The following is a 16,800-nucleotide window of genomic DNA, read 5'->3' on the forward strand; positions in this document are numbered from 1 at the left end:
ATGGATAAAATCGATGAAATAATGGGTAAATTTATAAGCGAGCTTGGCTATAAAGAGGCGTTTGAGATGTTTTTAAAGATAAGCTCAGGCAAGAAGCTACGCTCAAAACTTCTCTTAAAGATCGCGGGCGAGAGCGAAATTTCACTTAAACTTTGCGCTATCATCGAGCTCATCCACCTTGCAAGTTTGCTTCACGACGACGTCATAGACGAGGCAAACATGAGACGCGGCAAACCAAGCATAAACGCACTTTTTGGCAGTAAAAACTCAGTCATGTTGGGCGACATCCTCTACTCAAAGGCTTATTTTGAGCTTACAAAATTTGATCCAAGCATCGCGGCTATCATCTCAGACGCAGTAAGCAAGCTAAGTATCGGTGAGATGATGGATGTAAAAATGGCTGAAAATTTTAATGAAAACGAGCAAGAATATTTAAAAATGATCTACTATAAAACAGCTGTTTTGATAGAAGCCACGTCTATTTGCGGAGCAAAGCTAGCTGGCAAAGATAGCGAGAAATTTGGAATTTATGGCAAAAATTTAGGTCTTGCGTTTCAGATCGTGGATGACATCTTAGACATAACTCAAGATGAGAAAACACTTGGCAAACCAGCGCTCAACGACTTTGTCGAAGGCAAAACTACACTTCCTTACATATATCTTTATAAGAGCTTAGACGAAGCTGGTAAGACAAAGCTTAGATCTCTTTGGTCAAAGAAGCTAAACGCGGGCGAAATTTCATGGCTAAAAGAAAATTTTGATAAAACTAGCTCGGTTAGCAAAGCTATAAGCGAGGCAAAAAGGCTTGGGACTGAAGCGATAGAAGCGATAAGAGAGTATAAAAACGCCGAGCTTGAAGGGATCATAAAAAGCATGATAGATAGGGAATTTTGATGCACTATTTAGATATAAGTTTTACATATAAAAATACTGATATTTCAGTTAGAGAAAAGCTTGCATTTGATAGCGATGAGAAAAAAGAGCAAATTTTAAAACTACTAAGATCAAACAAAAGTATAAACGAATGTATGGTTTTAAACACATGCAACCGCGTCGAGATAATTGCAAGCGTTAGTGATCTAGAAAGCGCAACGACGCATGCGTTTAGATGCATGTCTGTATTTTCAGGTGTTTTTGAAGATGAGCTTTATGAGAGGGCTGATATTTATGAAGATAGCGGAGCCGTGCACCACCTCTTTGCCGTGGCAAGCTCGCTTGATAGCCTAGTCGTCGGCGAAACGCAGATCGTTGGTCAGCTAAAAAATGCTTTTAAATTTGCTTACGATAGCTCAGCTTGCGGCGAACAAATCAGTAAAATCATCCACTATGCATGTAAATGCGCTGCTAAAGTTAGAAACGAAACTCAAATTTCTAAAAACCCGATCTCTGTTTCAAGCGTAGCTGTGGCAAAAGCAAAAGAAATTTTTGGCACGCTTGAAGGAAAAACTGCTATCGTCGTAGGCGCTGGTGAGATGGGCGAGCTAGCAGCAAAACACCTCATATCAAGTGGCGCAGAAGTCATCATCATAAACAGAAGCTCCGAGCGTGTTGAGCAGCTAGTTGATAGCCTGGGTGATAACGCTAGTTGGGATAGCATTTTAAAATTAAAAGAGTATGTAAATAGCTATGATCTCATCTTTTCAAGCACTGCAGCCCCACAAGCCATCATCACAGGCGATATAATCGAGCCAAGAGAATTTCACAGATACTTTTTTGATATCGCTGTGCCAAGAGATATAGACCTTTTAAACACAGAGCTTATCAGCGTCTACACGGTCGATAGTCTAGAGGAGATCGTGCGTAAAAATTTAGCTCTAAGGGAAGAACAGGCACAAAAAGCCTACTCGATCGTTGGGCAAGGTACGAACGAGTTTTTAAGGATATTAAAAGATGATCTAAGTGTGCCTCTTATCAAATCGATCCGCAAACAAGCTGAAATTTGCGCTAAAAACGAGCTAGAAAAAGCGATAAAAAAAGGATATTTAAAGCATAGTGATTATGAAGAGGCACAAAAGCTCATTCATCAAGTTTTTAAAGCATTTTTGCACCAGCCAACGATGAAGCTAAAAGGGCTTGCGGATGAGGAGAGAGCGAGTGAGCTTTCAAATGGAGTTAAATTTTTATTTGACATACAAGATGAACAAAATTTTCAAGCAGGAGATATAGATGAAATTTAGTAAATTTTACGCCCCAACGACCAAAGAAGCACCAAAAGATGCCTCTTTGCCAAGTCATCAGTTTTTGATTAGGGGTGGATTTGTCGAGCAATTTGGCTCCGGACTTTACAACTATCTGCCGCTTGGAAAGATTATGCACGATAAAATTTCACGTGTGGTAAAAGAGGAGATGGACGAGGCTGGAGCGCTAGAGGTGAGTTTTAGCGTGGTTACTTCAAGCGAGCTTTGGAAACAAAGTGGCCGCTACAACGTCTTTGGCAAGGAGCTTTTACGCTTTAAAGATAGAAAAGAAAATGACTTTGTGCTAAGCCCAACAAACGAAGAGGCAGCCGTTGCCTTGGTGCGTGGTAAGGTTACTAGCTATAAGCAGCTGCCATTAAATTTATATCAGATAAATACTAAATTTCGTGACGAGGCAAGACCACGCTTTGGCTTGCTAAGAGGTCGCGAATTTACGATGAAAGATGCTTACAGCTTCCACTCTAGCAAAGAGGATCTTAAGCGAGAGTTTGACCTTATGGAGGCAACTTATAGTAAAATTTTCACTCGTCTGGGGCTAAATTTTAGAGCCGTTGAAGCTGATAGTGGAGCTATCGGTGGTAGCGGCAGTAAAGAATTTATGGTGCTTGCAAGTAATGGCGAAGATGACATCCTTTGCTGTGAGGCTTGCAAATACGCTGCAAATATAGAGGCTGCTAGGAGAAAAGCTAGAACAACCGATGCTGAGGCACCAGAGGCTGACGCGGCTAAATTTAAAACGCCAGATACAAAGACTATAAAAGGTGTGGCTGAGTTTTTCAAAGTTAGCGAGTTTTACTGCATAAAAGCCGTTATAAAAAAAGCAATCTACGAGGACAAGGAAGAAGTTGTGGTCTTTTTTGTAAGGGGAGATGACGAGCTTCAAGAAACAAAGGCGCAAAATGCTTGCAAGGCGCTCGAGCTTGTCGATGCTAGCGAAGAAGAGATTATAAAAGCTGGGCTTGTGGCTGGATTTTGCGGACCAGTTGGGCTAAAAGATGTAAAATTTTACATAGACAACGAGCTAAAAGGCGCAAATAATATGATATGTGGTGCCAACGAAAAGGATTACCACTTTGTTGGCGTTAGCGTTAGCGGATTTAACGAAGAGAGATTTAAAGACCTTGTAAAGGTAAAAGAGGGCGATAAATGCCCAGAGTGTGGCGGAAATTTAAAACTTAGTAAGGGCATAGAAGTCGGTCATATCTTTCAACTAGGCGATAAATATTCAGCTGCGATGAATGCGACATATCTTGATGAAAACGGCAAGGCAAAGCCATTTTTGATGGGTTGCTATGGTATTGGTATCAGTAGGCTGATTGCCGTAATGATAGAGGCTAGCCACGACGAGAAGGGCTGCATCTGGAAAAAAGAGTGCGCGCCGTTTGACGTGGAGATCATCATTTCAAATTTAAAAGATGAAGAGGGCGTAAAATTTGCATTTGAGCTTTATGAGAGCCTTAAAAAAGCTGGCGTTAGTGTCATCATCGACGATAGAAACGAGAGATTTGGCGTTAAGATGAATGACTTTGAACTCATCGGCTTCCCTTTTGCGTTACTTGTGGGTAAAGAATTTGCAAATGGCAAGGTCGAGTTTATCACAAGAGATGGTTTAAGCAAAGAAACGATCGGCGCAAATGAAGCCTTTAAAAAGATAAAAGAAGGCTTATGAGATTTTTCGCATTTTTATTTTTTTTGATAGAAGCGATATTTATCTATCTTTTTGTTGATAAATTTGGCTTTTTAAACTACTTTCTTGAGGTGCTAGTCTCTGGATTTGTGGGTATCGCACTTCTTTTAAATGCTGGATTTTCTAGCTTAAATTCGCCTCAAGTGGCGCTTAAAAGCTTTCTTGGCGGAAATTTATTTAGTCAGTTAGGGCTTAGCTTTGGCGGAATGCTTTTGTTTCTGCCAGGAATTTTAACAGATATTTTTGGTATAGCCGTAGTTATTTTTTCTTTGATATTTAAGAAAAATGTAGCAAAAAATGAGAGCTATCAGGAGTTTAAATTTCAAAATTTTAGCGAGCAGAGTGCTAAAAAAGATGATGGCGAGATCATAGACGTTGAGGTCATAGAAGAGCCAAAAAGAGTAAATTAGGAGAGACGATGAAAGAGATAAAAATAGCAACTAGAAAGAGTATCTTAGCGCTTTGGCAAAGCGAGCATATCAAAGCTAGAATAGAATCAAAACATAACGATATAAAAGTTGAGCTTATTGGTATGAAGACAAAGGGCGACGTGATCCTTGATACACCACTTGCGAAGATCGGCGGCAAAGGGCTTTTTACAAAAGAGCTTGAAGATAGCATGCTAAAAGGCGAGACTGACATCGCAGTGCATAGCCTAAAGGATGTGCCAGTAGTCTTTCCAGAAGGGCTTAGACTTGCAGCGATTTGCTCACGTGAGGATACTAGAGATGCGATGATAAGTGAGAAATTTGCTAAATTTGGCGATCTACCGCACGGCGCAAGGGTTGGTACAACGAGTCTACGCCGCAAGATGCAGCTACTTATCATGAGGCCTGATCTTGAGATTATCTCGCTTCGCGGAAACGTGCAAACTAGACTTAGAAAGCTAAAAGAGGGTGAATTCGACGCGATTATTTTGGCGATGGCTGGCATAAATCGCTTAAATATCAAGGCTGAAGTGGCGCACATCTACACATTTGGCTTTGACGAGATGATACCTGCGATGGGGCAGGGTGCTCTTGGGGTAGAGGCTAGAGATGAGAAGAAAATTTTAGATGAGATCTCTTTTTTAAACGACGAAAATGCGGTTATAGAAACGACCATAGAGCGTGATTTTGTAAGCGTTTTAGAAGGCGGCTGCCAGGTACCAATTGGTATAAGCGCAAGGCTAAAAGATGATGAAATTTCTATCGATGCGATCGTTGGTCTACCTGATGGAAGCGAGTTTATAAAAGATAGCTTAAAGGTCAGCAAAGATAAATTTCAAAGCGTTGGTAAGGAGCTAGCTCATAAATTTATAGAAAAAGGGGCAAAAGAGCTTTTAAAACGCGCTGAAGAGATGGCTTAGAGTGTGTTTGAGCTAAAATTTAAAGCAAAAGCCCTAACCGCTACTAAAAATAGCAAAGACAACTACTATATGATCGGTCTTGCAGACGACAAATACGACTACAAAAACTACATAATCTTTCAAAGACCGATCAAGCTCAAAAAAGATGACGACGAAAACGCCGACATAAACGGCATATACGCAGAGTGCAACGGCGACGTTTGCTATAACGCTTGCAAAAGGGTGAAGATCACTGATAAAACTATTATTTTTGAGGTGCAAGATAGCGTTATTAGCGTTGATATAGAGGGTGTTCAACTTAATGAGCGCTTTATGAAATATAGCAAAGAGATATTTGGCAAACTGCTAAAATGTAGCATATCGAAGTAATTAATAAAATTTACTGCCGTTTTTAAAACTGCGATGCCATCTAGCGTTTAAAAAAATTGTAATGAATCACTTTGGAAAAGATGTAAGTATACCGGCCATGTGTGGCTGTGCGTTGAGCACTAGTTTGCGGACGTTATGACAATGGAGTATAAATTTAGTGTTTGTGTCTATTTAAACAGCGAGGCAATATCGCAAAGACTGCGTCCGAAACAGCGATCGATACTCTGATAGCTATCGGTGCGTGCGGCAAATAATAAATACCCGCTTTGCTTCGCCTTTTTCAGCTATTTTTGGCTAAAATCGCCCAAAAATCAAAAAGGCGAAATATGGACTACATCAAGCTTTTAAAAGAAAATAATCTACTTCGTGTTATCGACGAGCCAACAGATATTGATCTTGAGATCGCGCATGCAAGCTATATCGAGGTCAAGTGTGAGAGCTCGCAAGCGCTACTTTTTACAAATCCAGTCTGCAAAAAAACTGGGCGTAAATTTGCCCCAGTGCTTACAAATATATACGGCTCAAAACGCGCACTTGAGCTTATCTTTGGGCTAAAGCCTGATGAGATCGCAGATGAGATAGAAAAGCTTTTAAAACCCAGAAAACCAGAGAATTTCAAAGAAAAGCTTGATTTTTTAGCCTATCTTTTTAGCATGAGAAAAATTTTTACTAAGAGATTAAAAGGTGAGGGTGAGTGCCAGCAGGTGAAATTTATAGGTGAAGATGCTAATTTGCTATCGCTTCCAGCACTAAAGACATGGCCACATGATGGTGGCGCTTTTATTACGATGGGGCAGGTTTATACGCAAAGCTTAGACGGCGCTTTGCAAAATTTAGGTATGTACCGCCTACAAATTTATGACAAAAACCGCCTTGGCATGCACTGGCAGATACATAAAGACGGTGCAAATTTCTTTTACGAGTACAAGCGTGCAGGCAAAAAGATGCCAGTTTCAGTAGCCATTGGCGGTGATCCGCTTTATATTTGGTGTGGGCAAGCACCGCTTCCAAAGGGAGTTTTTGAACTTTTGCTTTATGGTTTTATCCGCAAAGAGCCAGCCAAACTTGTAAAATCCTTAACAAATGAAATTTACGTCCCGCACGATACAGACTACGTGATAGAGGGTTTCGTGGATACTACTAAGAGCGAACTCGAGGGGCCATTTGGCGATCACACTGGCTTTTATACACCTATCGAGCCTTTTCCGGTGATGGATGTAACGGCGATAACTAGCAAGCGTGAGCCGGTATTTCACGCAACTGTGGTTGGAAAGCCACCACTTGAGGATAAATATATGGGCTGGGCGACTGAGCGGGTTTTTCTGCCGCTTTTACGCACGACGGTACCGGAGCTTTTAGACTACAACATGCCTGAAAATGGCGTTTTCCACAACCTAATCTTAGCCAAGATAAATACGCTCTATCCAGCTCATGCAAAGCAGGCCATGCACGCATTTTGGGGCGTTGGGCAGATGAGCTTTGTAAAACATGCCATTTTTGTTGGAGCCGATGCGCCTGAACTTAAAGATTATGATGAATTTACTAGCTTTGTTTTAAATCGTTTTGGTAGCCAGAGTGTGCTAATAAGCCAAGGCGTGTGCGATCAGCTTGATCATGCTAGTCCAAACTCGTGTTTTGGTGGCAAACTCGGCGTAGATGCGACGCAAGACTTTTGTAAATTTAGCCCTGTGGTTTTAAGCGACAGCGAGCTTTTGGCTAAATTTCAAAGCGTTACGCCAAATGTAAAAGAGCTTAAGCAGTTTAAAACGGATACCAAAACGCCTATTTGTATGGTGAAATTTGAAAAAGATTGTGTGGTAAAAGAGCTTTTTGACAAGCTTTTGATATTTAGAGATTTTTTCAAGCTCCTTATCGTTGTAGATATGCAAAATCATCTTGAAAACCCATATATGCTACTTTGGCGTGTGACAAATAATATTGATGCATTGCGTGATATTTTCATAGATGGTGAAAATTTCTGCGTGGATGCCACTAGTAAAGATGAGCGCGAAGGATATACTAGAGGCTGGCCGCTACAAACGGATTGTGACCGCGAAGTGGTTGCTGATCTAGTTAAGCGCGGCATAGTAAAAGACGAGCCAGAGTTATTTAAAAAATTTGAAATATTTGGCTAGCTTTGAGGGGCTCAAGTAAATTTATAAATTTTGCTTTTTGCTGCGGATTTGAAATTTTTAATAAGACTTGCTTAATCAAATGCTAGTGTTTGTTTGCTAATTAAAAATAGCTTTTAGACTGGGTCTAAAAGCTTAATTTGTTTTTAGCTCTCTTTTAAGAGCTTACTTGCGAGCATATCGGCTTTTGCTTTATCTGTATCTTTTTTTACGGATTTATAAATTTTAGATATATAATTTTCCAAAACTTCGTGGCAAGATATTACTTTTTCATTTTCACTTCTTGCTACTTTTACGTATTCACCGCTATTTTGTAGCTCAAAAGCTAGGTCATTATCGCTTAGCTGAAGTTCTAAAATTTCAAGTAGTCTCTCTTGAAGTCTTGGCTCAAAAATAGGCGTCATAAGCTCTAAGCGACGCTCTAAATTTCTTGGCATCCAGTCAGCACTTGAGATGTAAATTTTTGGCTGAGCATGTTTAAAATATAAAATTCTAGCGTGTTCTAAGTATTTGCCGATAATAGAGCGAACTTTTATGTTTTCACTTTTGCCTTTTATGCCAGGCCTTAGTCCGCACACACCACGAACTATAAGATCGATCTTCACGCCTGCGTTTGATGCGCGGCTAAGCTCATTTATCACATCTTCATCGATTAGAGCATTCATTTTGGCGATGATCCTGCCTTCACTACCTTTGCTAACCTCCACCCTTATCTTTTCGATAATGCGCTCTTTTATCTGAAAAGGCGACATGCTAAGAGCGTTTAAACGGCGATTTTTATTATATCCTGAGAGGATGTGAAAAAACGAAGTCGTATCCTGGCTAAATTCTTCTTTGCTCGTAAATAGACTAACGTCAGTATAAATTTTAGCCGAACTGCCGTTGTAGTTGCCTGTGCCAAAATGCATATAAAATTTAAGCTTATCGCCGATTTGGCGGATGACCTGGCTAACTTTTGCATGCACCTTAAAGCCTGTGATGCCGTATATCACGTGCGCTCCAGCGTCTTCAAGCGCCTTTGCCCAGTGCAGGTTATTTTCCTCATCAAACCTTGCTTTTAGCTCAACCATTACAGTTACTTGCTTGCCGTCACTTGCGGCGTCTATTAGGCTTTGAATTATTGGCGAGCTTTTATCGACTCTATAAAGTGTCATTCGAATAGATATGACTTTTGGATCTTTGCTGGCCTCTTTTATAAAGCTTACAACTGGATCAAAGCTCTCAAATGGATGCACTAGCAGCACATCTTCTTTATCTATGGCGTCAAATACAGATATGCCATTGCCAAATGGTGGTAGCGTTTTTGGAACGTAAGGCGCATTTGCCAGGTGGGTAAAATTTTTACTTCCAGCTATCTCCCAAAGCGAGCTAAGAGTGAGCGGAATGCTTGAAAAATAGACATCTTTATGAAAAATTTTCATATGAAAATTTAAGAAGTCTAAGATATCAGCGTCTACGTTTTTATCGATTTGCATACGAACAAAAGCCCCTTTTCTGCGAAGCTTTAGCCCTTGCTCAAGTATCATCATAAAATCATCCGCTTCTTCTTCTTCGATGACGATATCAGCATTTCTTGTCACTCTAAAAGCAGCTGAGCTAAGTAGCTTATACCCTGGAAAAATTTCTTCTGCGTGGCGGTGTACGATCGTTTCAATCGGCACAAAAACATTGCTACTTGGCTGTGTAAAGCGTGGCAAGACTCTTGAAATTCTTATCATGCCGTATTTTAAAATTTCTGGATGTTCGATATCAGCAAGCTTAACGGCAAGCGAGAAGCTAAGGTTGTTTAGGTGCGGAAATGGATGAGTCGCATCGACAGCGATAGGCACGATGACTGGCAAGATATTTGAGAAAAAGTATTCGTCGCACTTTTGCTTCAAGCTATCATCAAGCTCGTCATAATTTTTTATAAAAAGCCCCTCTTTTTTAAGGGCATTTACAGTGTTTTTGTAGTGATTTTCAACTAAAATTTGCTCATTTTGTAAATATTTTCTGATCTCTCTTAGTTGATCAAGTGGACTCATACCATCGCCACTGCTTGTGGTAGCTCCAGCTGCAAAAAGTTGCTTTAAACCAGCAACCCTGATCATATAAAACTCGTCTAAATTTGTCATATAGATCGCTAAAAATTTTAGCTTTTCAAGTAAAGGAATTTCCTTTTCACATTGAGCGAGCACCCTTGAGTTAAAGCGTAGCCAGCTTAATTCTCGGTTTATAAAAAGAGTTTCGTTTTCGCTCATCATCTTCTCCTTGTGTTTTTTGGTTATTTTATGATATATGCGGTTATAAAGTTCTTACTTTATTTAAAATTTTGGTTACAATAAGCCAAAACTTAAATTTAAAGGCTTATTATGTCTGATTATGTGATATTAGTTGGTATCTTTTTAGTGGCAGTCGTTGTTTTTGCGCTTATTAAAAAGATATCGTTTTAGCTTTTAAATTTCTCCCACCACAAATAAGCAAAGATAAGCCCAAAACCTTTGACCTTGCTCTCATCAAAGGCAAATTTCATCATATCTTCTCGTTTTATAAAAACAAGTTCGATATCTTCGCCATCGACGCCACCGCCAGAATTTACCTTCATGCTCTCATCGATCTTTGCGTAAAACATAGTTTGCATATTGCCTCCAAAGCCAAAAGCACCGTATGTCATTGTGATACGCTCTATCTCTTTTAGCTCATAGCCCACTTCTTCGATCGCTTCTTCTCTAGCTGTTTGCTCTTCGCTTAGCCCTTTATCCATAAGCCCTGCGCAAAGCTCATAAGTAAAGCCTTGCTCATTTGTTTTGATGCCTTCTTTCTCTTGTGAGTACCAAACAGCAGGACGAAACTGCTTTACAAACAAAAAGGCATCTTTTTGCTCGTGATATAAAAAAATACTAACACTATTCATCACCTTGACGCAGTCCCAGTCTCTTTGGACACCATTTTGCATAAATTTCATCTTAAATGGCTTTAGGTATTTTGACTCGCCAAGAGGCAGAATTTCTAAATTAGTTATAGTAGTATCCATTTTGCAAGTCCTAAAAAGCTAAAAAATCCTATCGCATCAGTAAAAGTAGTAAGAATGACGGCTGAACCGACTGCAGGATCTATGTTAAAGCGCCTTAGCGTTAAAGGTATGATCGTGCCAAAAAAGCCAGCAAAGAATAAATTCGTAACCATACTAAGTCCGATAACAACGCCAAGCATACCTTTGTCAAACCAAACAGAGGCGATTATGCCCATTACCACACCAAAGATTAGTCCATTTATAAGTGAAATACTAACCTCACGTTTTAGAACATTTTTGGCATCTTTAAACTCTATTTCGCCAAGTGCCAAACGACGAACCGTAACGGTAAGCGCTTGTGTGCCGGTATTTCCACCCATTGACGCAACTATTGGCATTAAAACAGCAAGAGCGACGTAGGCTGCGATTGTCTCGTCAAAAAGCCCGATTATAGATGAGCTAAAAAGAGCTGTTAGTAAATTTACACCAAGCCAAACCGCACGACCACGACCAGCCTTAAAAAGTGTATCGTCCTCTTCTGACTCGTCATCAACGCCGGCTAGGTTATAAATTTGCTCAGTTGCACTCTCTTGAATGTAGTCGTGGATGTCATCAGACGTGATACGACCAAGCAAAATTCCAGTACTACTAGTAACTGCGATAACATTTAAATCGTACTCTTGAAACATATCAGCGACATTTTGCATAAGATCCATATCATTTGCAACGTGTGGCTTGTAGTGATCGATCTGTGCTGACTCGATATTTTGCTTTAGTGTCTTTGTAAAATCAAAAAGTATAAGATCTTCAAGCGGGATAGCGTATTGTAAAACGCCATTTTTATCGATGATAAAAAGCTGCGAGATATTTTCTAGCTTGCCTTCTTGCTTTTCTCGTCTAAGTCTTGCTACTGCATTGCCAAGCTTTTCCTCAAGATGAGCCGAGAAGAGCTCTGTTTGCATGTGAGCACCGGCTCTATCTTCTTCGTAGCTTCTAAGCCTTAAAATTTCATTTTGGTTTTCTCTGTCAAGCTCGTTAAAAAGCTCTCTAGCTTTATCCTCGTCAATGTCCTCGATGTATTGAAGCAAGTCAGTCGCATCATCACTCTCTAGCTCTTCAAGTGCTTCTACGATCTTTTCAGCTGGAAGCTGTTCGATCACATCTTTTAGCATGTGATCAGGTAACTCGATAGCAACATCACCTAAAATTTCAGGGTCTAGCTTTTCAAGATAGTGAGCAAAAAGCTCTTCGTCGTGCTTTTTAAGTGTTTTTAGGTGTTGGGCTAGCTCGTAAGGCGAGAGTTCGTTATCTTCTAAATTTTCATCCAAATGCTGATCTATCAGCTCTTTTGCTTCTTCTAGTTCTTGGCTCAAGTTTTACCTTTAAAATTCTATTACATTAGGGAAAAATTCCACTTTATGATACTCTTTTTCGTTGCTTAAAGCATTTTTTATTAGCTCGTCATTTTTGCTAACAACTGCTTTAAATTTAGCTGATTCTTTCTTGTCTTCTAGGCTTCTAACGACCTTTATTGCACTTTCTGGATTGATAGGCTTATTGTCCCTATAAAGACCAAAATGTAGATGTGGTCCTGTGCTCATACCGCTTGTACCAACGTAGGCTATGAGCGTACCTTGCTTAACTTTTAGTCCGCCTTTTATGCCTTTAGCAAAGCCATTTAAGTGAGCATAAAGTGTCTCATAGCCACCAGCGTGAGAGATGATGACGGTTCTGCCATATCCACTTTTTTGTCCGACAAATTTAACCGTACCATCGCCTGCGGCTTTGATTGGTGTGCCTTTTGGAGCACCGTAGTCAACGCCAAGGTGCGCTCTATATCTTTGTAAAATAGGGTGCCATCTTTTTAGAGTAAAAGCTGATGTGATTCTGGCGTTTGTAAGAGGGCGAACAAGTAAAAATTTATCATTTTTCTTGCCATTTTTATCATAAAATTTATCTTCAAATTTATACATGACATATCGTTTATTTTTCGTTTCTATCATCGCAGCATAGATTTCTGGAGTACCAAAAGAGCGGCCCATACGTATTTTTTGATTATAAACGATAGCGATCGTATCGCCTTTGTTTATCTTTTTAAAATCAATGCCACTTCCTTTAAAAATTTCTTTAAAGCCAAGAGCTAGCGTGCCAGAGCCAGTGTAGTCAAAAATGTCTTCAGAGACTGATTTGTCCACCCTTAAGGCTAAAAATTTATCCTCACTTTGATAAGAGATGGGGAGAAATTCGAGCTTAAATTTATCATTGTCATCTCTAAAAATATGCATTTGAAGTTCGTCGCTAACAGGGATTAGTACTTGTTTGGTATTGCCGTTGTCGTCTTTATAAATTTGATACTTTGTGCCAGCGATGATCTCTTCTGTTAGTTCTTGATCTTCGGTTGCTAAGTTATAGTAAAGTGAAAGTGGGATTTTGTTTGTCTCTAAGAAATTTAAGAAGTTACTTCCATTTGGCCAGCTAAGCTCTTCGACACTTGGCTTTATAGCGTATAAATTTATAGATAATATTGCAAAAATTATAAAAATACGAGGCATTAATGTCCTTTTAAAAAGCTGGTGGGATTTTAACTAAAACTTGCTTTAATTTTGCAAAAGATAAAGCATTTTAGGCTATAATCGCTCTAAAAATTTAAACCTAGGAGATATTTTTGAAACGTATATTTGTGATTTTATCGCTAGTTTTTGGCTTTGCTTTTGGGGCTGATTTTTCTTTAAATGAGTATAGAACTCCTATAATTAGCGTCGATAGTGATGGCACAGCGACGATAGTTGATAGTCCAGAAATTTTAATCGGCTCAAGTGGTGTCGTACTTCATAAATTTGACACCGATAGCTCTATCATCGCAAGAGTTAGTGTTATCTCAAAAAATTCTGGCTTTGCTAAGATTAGATTTGAGGTGTTTGATCTGCTTGAGCAAAAGGCGCTCCCACTTCCAGGCATTGCACCTGCAAATGGCGATATGGTCGTGCTAAACTATCTTTATAACCGCTCATTAATCATCGTGCCAAATAAAGAAATTTACGAAGAGATCACATCTGCGTTTCCAAATATGATATTTATCCACCCAGATATTATAGGAGCGTATCTAAGCTACGAATACAAACCAAATCCAAGCAGAGATGACTTTAGAAAAATGTGCGCTCAAAGCGCAGCTGGTTTAATTTTCGTAGCGATGGATGGCAGAAGCGTTTTTGCTGATTGCCAAAGCTTTAAAGTACTAAAAGAATTTAAAAGTGGTGAGGTTGAGTACTATCAGCTACCATTTTATACAAGAGTTAGCGACATAGACACCGTCTTTTGGAAGCTAAATAGCGAGCACATCAACAACTACGACGCTCACTACGAAAAACTTTTCGAAGAAGATAACTGATAAATGAGCCGTTTGTCCTTAAGTAAGCAAAATTTAAAGGAGTTTTTAAATTTGCTCCCAACGCTTAAGGACAAAGAGCTCTTTCACTATGCCTCAAGCCTTAGTTTTCATACGATTTTATCGATCATTCCGATACTTCTTATATCATTTTCTATCTTTACAAAACTGCCTAGTTTTGAGGATTATTACGCCAAGATTCAGGACTTTATATTTTCAGCTCTTTTGCCAAGCAACCAAGAGATCATCTCAAACTACTTGCAAAATTTCTTACAAAATAGCGGAAATTTAGGCATAGTTGGCTTTGTGGCGATGATATTTACATCGGCTATGTTTTTTAGCGACTATGAATATGTAGTTTTAAAAGTGACACGTGCAAGTAAGGCTAGAGGATTTTGGTCAGCACTTAGCTCGTATTGGACACTTATCACGCTCGCGCCACTTGGTCTTGCCGGTAGTTTTTATCTTTCAAGCCTCATTCAAGAGATGCTAAACTCAAACGTGATCACAAACTCGATAAATTTTTTAAGCATATTCCCATATCTCATCATCTGGGCGATATTTTGCATCACATATCTCATCTCAGTAAATGACGAGATAAAGTTTAAAAGCGCTTTTTTTAGCTCGTTTGCCGCTTCGCTCGTTTGGTATATTGGCAAGTCGGCCTTTGTCTATTATGTCCTTTACAACAAGACCTATCTAAGCGTTTATGGCTCGTTTTCAGCCGTACTTTTCTTTTTTGTCTGGATCTATATCTCGTGGATCATCTTTTTATATGGACTAAAGCTTTGTGCTTATCTCTCTAATAGTTCAAAATTTAAAAGATAAATTTAATAGTTAGTACCAGCTGGCAATATATTTTTATAAATTTACCAGCTAGTGTGATTTGTATTATTTTATGTAGAATATTATGTAAAATCAGCGTTTAAACTCGCAAATTTCTATCTTTACTCCAAGCTCTTTGCTAAAATCTTTAGCCTTTTTCTCTAGCTCATCTTTGTCAAAGCAGATAAGATCTATGTAAGATCGCATCTCGCCATTTGCTTCACCTATGATCTCACAAATTTCACTCTCTTTTAGCGCGTCTGAAATTTTGTTTTTGCTATCAACGCCAAACTGTATGTCGCCACCGTGAGATATGGCTAAAAAGCAAAAATTTATGCCAAGCTCAAAAGCTTCGTTATAAGTATCGCTTGCACCGTCGTAGTATTCGTTTAGTAGCTCGCTAAGAGATGTAAATCCTGTGAAAACGTCGTCACGTAGCTTGTTTGAACGAGGCTCTAGCTCATAGACCATAAAATTCTTAAGTGGCTCGTTTGAGGCTTCTTTACCAAATTTCTCATCTATAAGATCGGCAAAGTCGATCAGTGGCACGCCTTTTTCTCTTGGCTCATCTATTATCTCAAACTCTCCAAGCATATTTATCATGATCATCTCACCAACTACGTTGTCACAAAGTATGAGCGATAATGTATATGCCTTATTTTCATCTTCGCTTTTAAGCTTACTTAGAGTCTCGTTATATAGGCACATATCTACGCTTTTGTCATTAAATTTTGCATAGACCATGACCTCATTTGCATCAACGCTTACGCCATACATTTGTATAGTAGCGACGTTTCGTGGTGCACGTGGCTTGCCAAGTGTGCAAGTAAGCTTTGCCTCATACTCTTTTGGCATGCGCAATTTTATAAATTTAAGCCACAAAAGCCTATGTTTAAGTCCTTCTGGAGTGAGTACTAGATCGATCTTTCCATCAATAAGGCCTATCATAAAAGTTGGATCAACTAAACATAAATTTAGCGCTTTTTCGGTCATTTTGCTTGCAGCTTCAAAATTTTTATCTTCTAAATTTTGTTTGATGGTGTCTAAATTTTTGCCAAACTCGCTCCAAAATTTATCAACTCTGCTTGCAAAGCTAGAGCTCTTTTTAGAAAACCACATTTTTTATCCTTGTTTATTAAAATTTTCAACATTTTTTTGCGTATAAATTTTCATCGATGGAAATTCTAAGGCACTTAGCTTGTCATATCCTTCTTCATTAAAAACACATCCCGTATCGATATTGGCGCTATTTGTATAGAGCTTAGCCTCATGCACTGGCGTGTGTCCGTAGACATTAAATATGCCTTCAACTTGCATCATATCGCCTCTGCCTGATAGTACATGCCTTCTAAACTCATCCCTTGAACTATCATCATCTCTTAAAGTCCAAAATTTGCCAACAGCCGAGTGGGAAACGACCAAATGCTCGCCATTTTGGTTTTTGTGGTCTTTAAACTCCAGATAAACTGGCCTTGTTTCTAAAAAATCCACATGCCTTTGCTTAAACTCCACACTTTGTCCAAGGTATGATCTATATGTCTCTTCTCCGCCGTTTCCAAAGAACCAGCTCCTGTCAAATGGCACTTTGTTGTTTAGAAATTCAAGTTTATTACTTAGCAGCCTGCGCTCATGATTTCCCATTACCATTTTATAGTTATTTTGCATGATAAGCTCGACTACATCGCAACTAAAAAGCCCTCGATCTATCACATCTCCGACAAAGCAAATTTGTGATTTTTCTTTGTCTGGAAACTGCTTGATAAGCTCTAAAAGTGTGTTAAAACAGCCGTGCACATCGCCTATGATATAAATTTGCTCGCTCAATTTTTCTCCTTTGTGCCAAATTTTAGTCTATTAAGCTTAA

The 16,800-nt window shown here is 39.2% G+C and carries 15 protein-coding genes; 9 read left to right on the forward strand and 6 right to left on the reverse strand.

What is annotated here, in order from left to right; all coding sequences use genetic code 11:
- From CVT17_RS04040 to CVT17_RS04070, 7 genes are all read left to right on the forward strand, one after another.
- Positions 1–894 (forward strand): polyprenyl synthetase family protein, encoded by an 894-nt coding sequence (locus CVT17_RS04040; RefSeq protein ID WP_107858686.1) that lies wholly within the window; start codon positions 1–3, stop codon positions 892–894.
- Positions 894–2,177 (forward strand): glutamyl-tRNA reductase, encoded by a 1,284-nt coding sequence (hemA, locus tag CVT17_RS04045; RefSeq protein WP_107858685.1) that lies wholly within the window; start codon positions 894–896, stop codon positions 2,175–2,177. The genes CVT17_RS04040 and hemA overlap by 1 nt, the downstream gene beginning before the upstream one ends.
- The gene (locus CVT17_RS04050) at positions 2,167–3,867 is read left to right on the forward strand and encodes a proline--tRNA ligase (protein ID WP_107858684.1); all 1,701 of its coding nucleotides are present in this window, start codon (positions 2,167–2,169) and stop codon (positions 3,865–3,867) included. Before hemA ends, CVT17_RS04050 begins: the two co-directional genes overlap by 11 nt.
- Positions 3,864–4,295, forward strand: a complete 432-nt coding sequence (locus CVT17_RS04055) for an FxsA family protein (protein WP_107858683.1) — start codon at positions 3,864–3,866, stop codon at positions 4,293–4,295. The genes CVT17_RS04050 and CVT17_RS04055 overlap by 4 nt, the downstream gene beginning before the upstream one ends.
- Positions 4,296–4,303: 8 nt before the next feature.
- On the forward strand, positions 4,304–5,233 hold the full coding sequence (gene hemC / locus CVT17_RS04060) for a hydroxymethylbilane synthase (protein WP_107858682.1): 930 nt from the start codon (positions 4,304–4,306) through the stop codon (positions 5,231–5,233).
- 3 nt (positions 5,234–5,236) lie between these two features.
- Positions 5,237–5,602: an Imm10 family immunity protein gene (locus tag CVT17_RS04065; protein ID WP_107858681.1), complete on the forward strand. Its 366-nt coding sequence runs from the start codon at positions 5,237–5,239 to the stop codon at positions 5,600–5,602.
- A 326-nt stretch (positions 5,603–5,928) separates the two neighbouring features.
- Positions 5,929–7,737: a menaquinone biosynthesis decarboxylase gene (locus CVT17_RS04070; protein WP_107858680.1), complete on the forward strand. Its 1,809-nt coding sequence runs from the start codon at positions 5,929–5,931 to the stop codon at positions 7,735–7,737.
- A gap of 143 nt (positions 7,738–7,880) precedes the next feature.
- Here the strand turns inward: CVT17_RS04070 and CVT17_RS04075 are convergent, their stop codons facing one another.
- The 4 genes from CVT17_RS04075 to CVT17_RS04090 form a co-directional block, all read right to left on the reverse strand.
- Positions 7,881–10,001: an RNA degradosome polyphosphate kinase gene (locus tag CVT17_RS04075; protein WP_269059514.1), complete on the reverse strand. Its 2,121-nt coding sequence runs from the start codon at positions 9,999–10,001 to the stop codon at positions 7,881–7,883.
- A 161-nt stretch (positions 10,002–10,162) separates the two neighbouring features.
- A complete protein-coding gene (locus CVT17_RS04080) occupies positions 10,163–10,747 on the reverse strand; it encodes an NUDIX domain-containing protein (protein ID WP_021090636.1) in 585 nt (194 codons plus the stop codon).
- On the reverse strand, positions 10,732–12,099 hold the full coding sequence (gene mgtE, locus CVT17_RS04085) for a magnesium transporter (protein WP_107858678.1): 1,368 nt from the start codon (positions 12,097–12,099) through the stop codon (positions 10,732–10,734). The genes CVT17_RS04080 and mgtE overlap by 16 nt, the downstream gene beginning before the upstream one ends.
- Positions 12,100–12,108: 9 nt before the next feature.
- Positions 12,109–13,278: a peptidoglycan DD-metalloendopeptidase family protein gene (locus CVT17_RS04090; protein WP_107858677.1), complete on the reverse strand. Its 1,170-nt coding sequence runs from the start codon at positions 13,276–13,278 to the stop codon at positions 12,109–12,111.
- Between the two features lie 113 nt (positions 13,279–13,391).
- On the opposite strand from CVT17_RS04090, the gene CVT17_RS04095 reads away from it, so the two are divergent.
- Both CVT17_RS04095 and CVT17_RS04100 read left to right on the forward strand, forming a co-directional pair.
- Positions 13,392–14,114, forward strand: a complete 723-nt coding sequence (locus CVT17_RS04095) for a plasminogen-binding N-terminal domain-containing protein (protein ID WP_021090557.1) — start codon at positions 13,392–13,394, stop codon at positions 14,112–14,114.
- Positions 14,115–14,117: 3 nt separating this feature from the next.
- Positions 14,118–14,939 (forward strand): YihY family inner membrane protein, encoded by an 822-nt coding sequence (locus CVT17_RS04100; protein ID WP_107858676.1) that lies wholly within the window; start codon positions 14,118–14,120, stop codon positions 14,937–14,939.
- 90 nt (positions 14,940–15,029) lie between these two features.
- On the opposite strand, the gene CVT17_RS04105 is transcribed toward CVT17_RS04100, so the two are convergent.
- The gene (locus tag CVT17_RS04105) at positions 15,030–16,055 is read right to left on the reverse strand and encodes a hypothetical protein (RefSeq protein ID WP_107858675.1); all 1,026 of its coding nucleotides are present in this window, start codon (positions 16,053–16,055) and stop codon (positions 15,030–15,032) included.
- Positions 16,056–16,058: 3 nt separating this feature from the next.
- Positions 16,059–16,760: a metallophosphoesterase gene (locus CVT17_RS04110; RefSeq protein WP_107858674.1), complete on the reverse strand. Its 702-nt coding sequence runs from the start codon at positions 16,758–16,760 to the stop codon at positions 16,059–16,061.
- Positions 16,761–16,800: the final 40 nt, after the last annotated feature.

The organism is Campylobacter concisus (genome assembly GCF_003048775.2).
Taxonomy (GTDB): domain Bacteria; phylum Campylobacterota; class Campylobacteria; order Campylobacterales; family Campylobacteraceae; genus Campylobacter_A; species Campylobacter_A concisus_I.

Bases quoted from the DNA above. Each gene is read 5' to 3' on its own strand.
- CVT17_RS04040 (WP_107858686.1), top strand. From the start codon at position 1: ATGGATAAAATCGATGAAATAATGGGTAAATTTATAAGCGAGCTTGGC.
- hemA (WP_107858685.1), top strand. From the start codon at position 894: ATGCACTATTTAGATATAAGTTTTACATATAAAAATACTGATATTTCA.
- CVT17_RS04050 (WP_107858684.1), top strand. From the start codon at position 2,167: ATGAAATTTAGTAAATTTTACGCCCCAACGACCAAAGAAGCACCAAAA.
- CVT17_RS04055 (WP_107858683.1), top strand. From the start codon at position 3,864: ATGAGATTTTTCGCATTTTTATTTTTTTTGATAGAAGCGATATTTATC.
- hemC (WP_107858682.1), top strand. From the start codon at position 4,304: ATGAAAGAGATAAAAATAGCAACTAGAAAGAGTATCTTAGCGCTTTGG.
- CVT17_RS04070 (WP_107858680.1), top strand. From the start codon at position 5,929: ATGGACTACATCAAGCTTTTAAAAGAAAATAATCTACTTCGTGTTATC.
- CVT17_RS04080 (WP_021090636.1), bottom strand. From the start codon at position 10,747: ATGGATACTACTATAACTAATTTAGAAATTCTGCCTCTTGGCGAGTCA.
- CVT17_RS04090 (WP_107858677.1), bottom strand. From the start codon at position 13,278: ATGCCTCGTATTTTTATAATTTTTGCAATATTATCTATAAATTTATAC.
- CVT17_RS04100 (WP_107858676.1), top strand. From the start codon at position 14,118: ATGAGCCGTTTGTCCTTAAGTAAGCAAAATTTAAAGGAGTTTTTAAAT.
- CVT17_RS04105 (WP_107858675.1), bottom strand. From the start codon at position 16,055: ATGTGGTTTTCTAAAAAGAGCTCTAGCTTTGCAAGCAGAGTTGATAAA.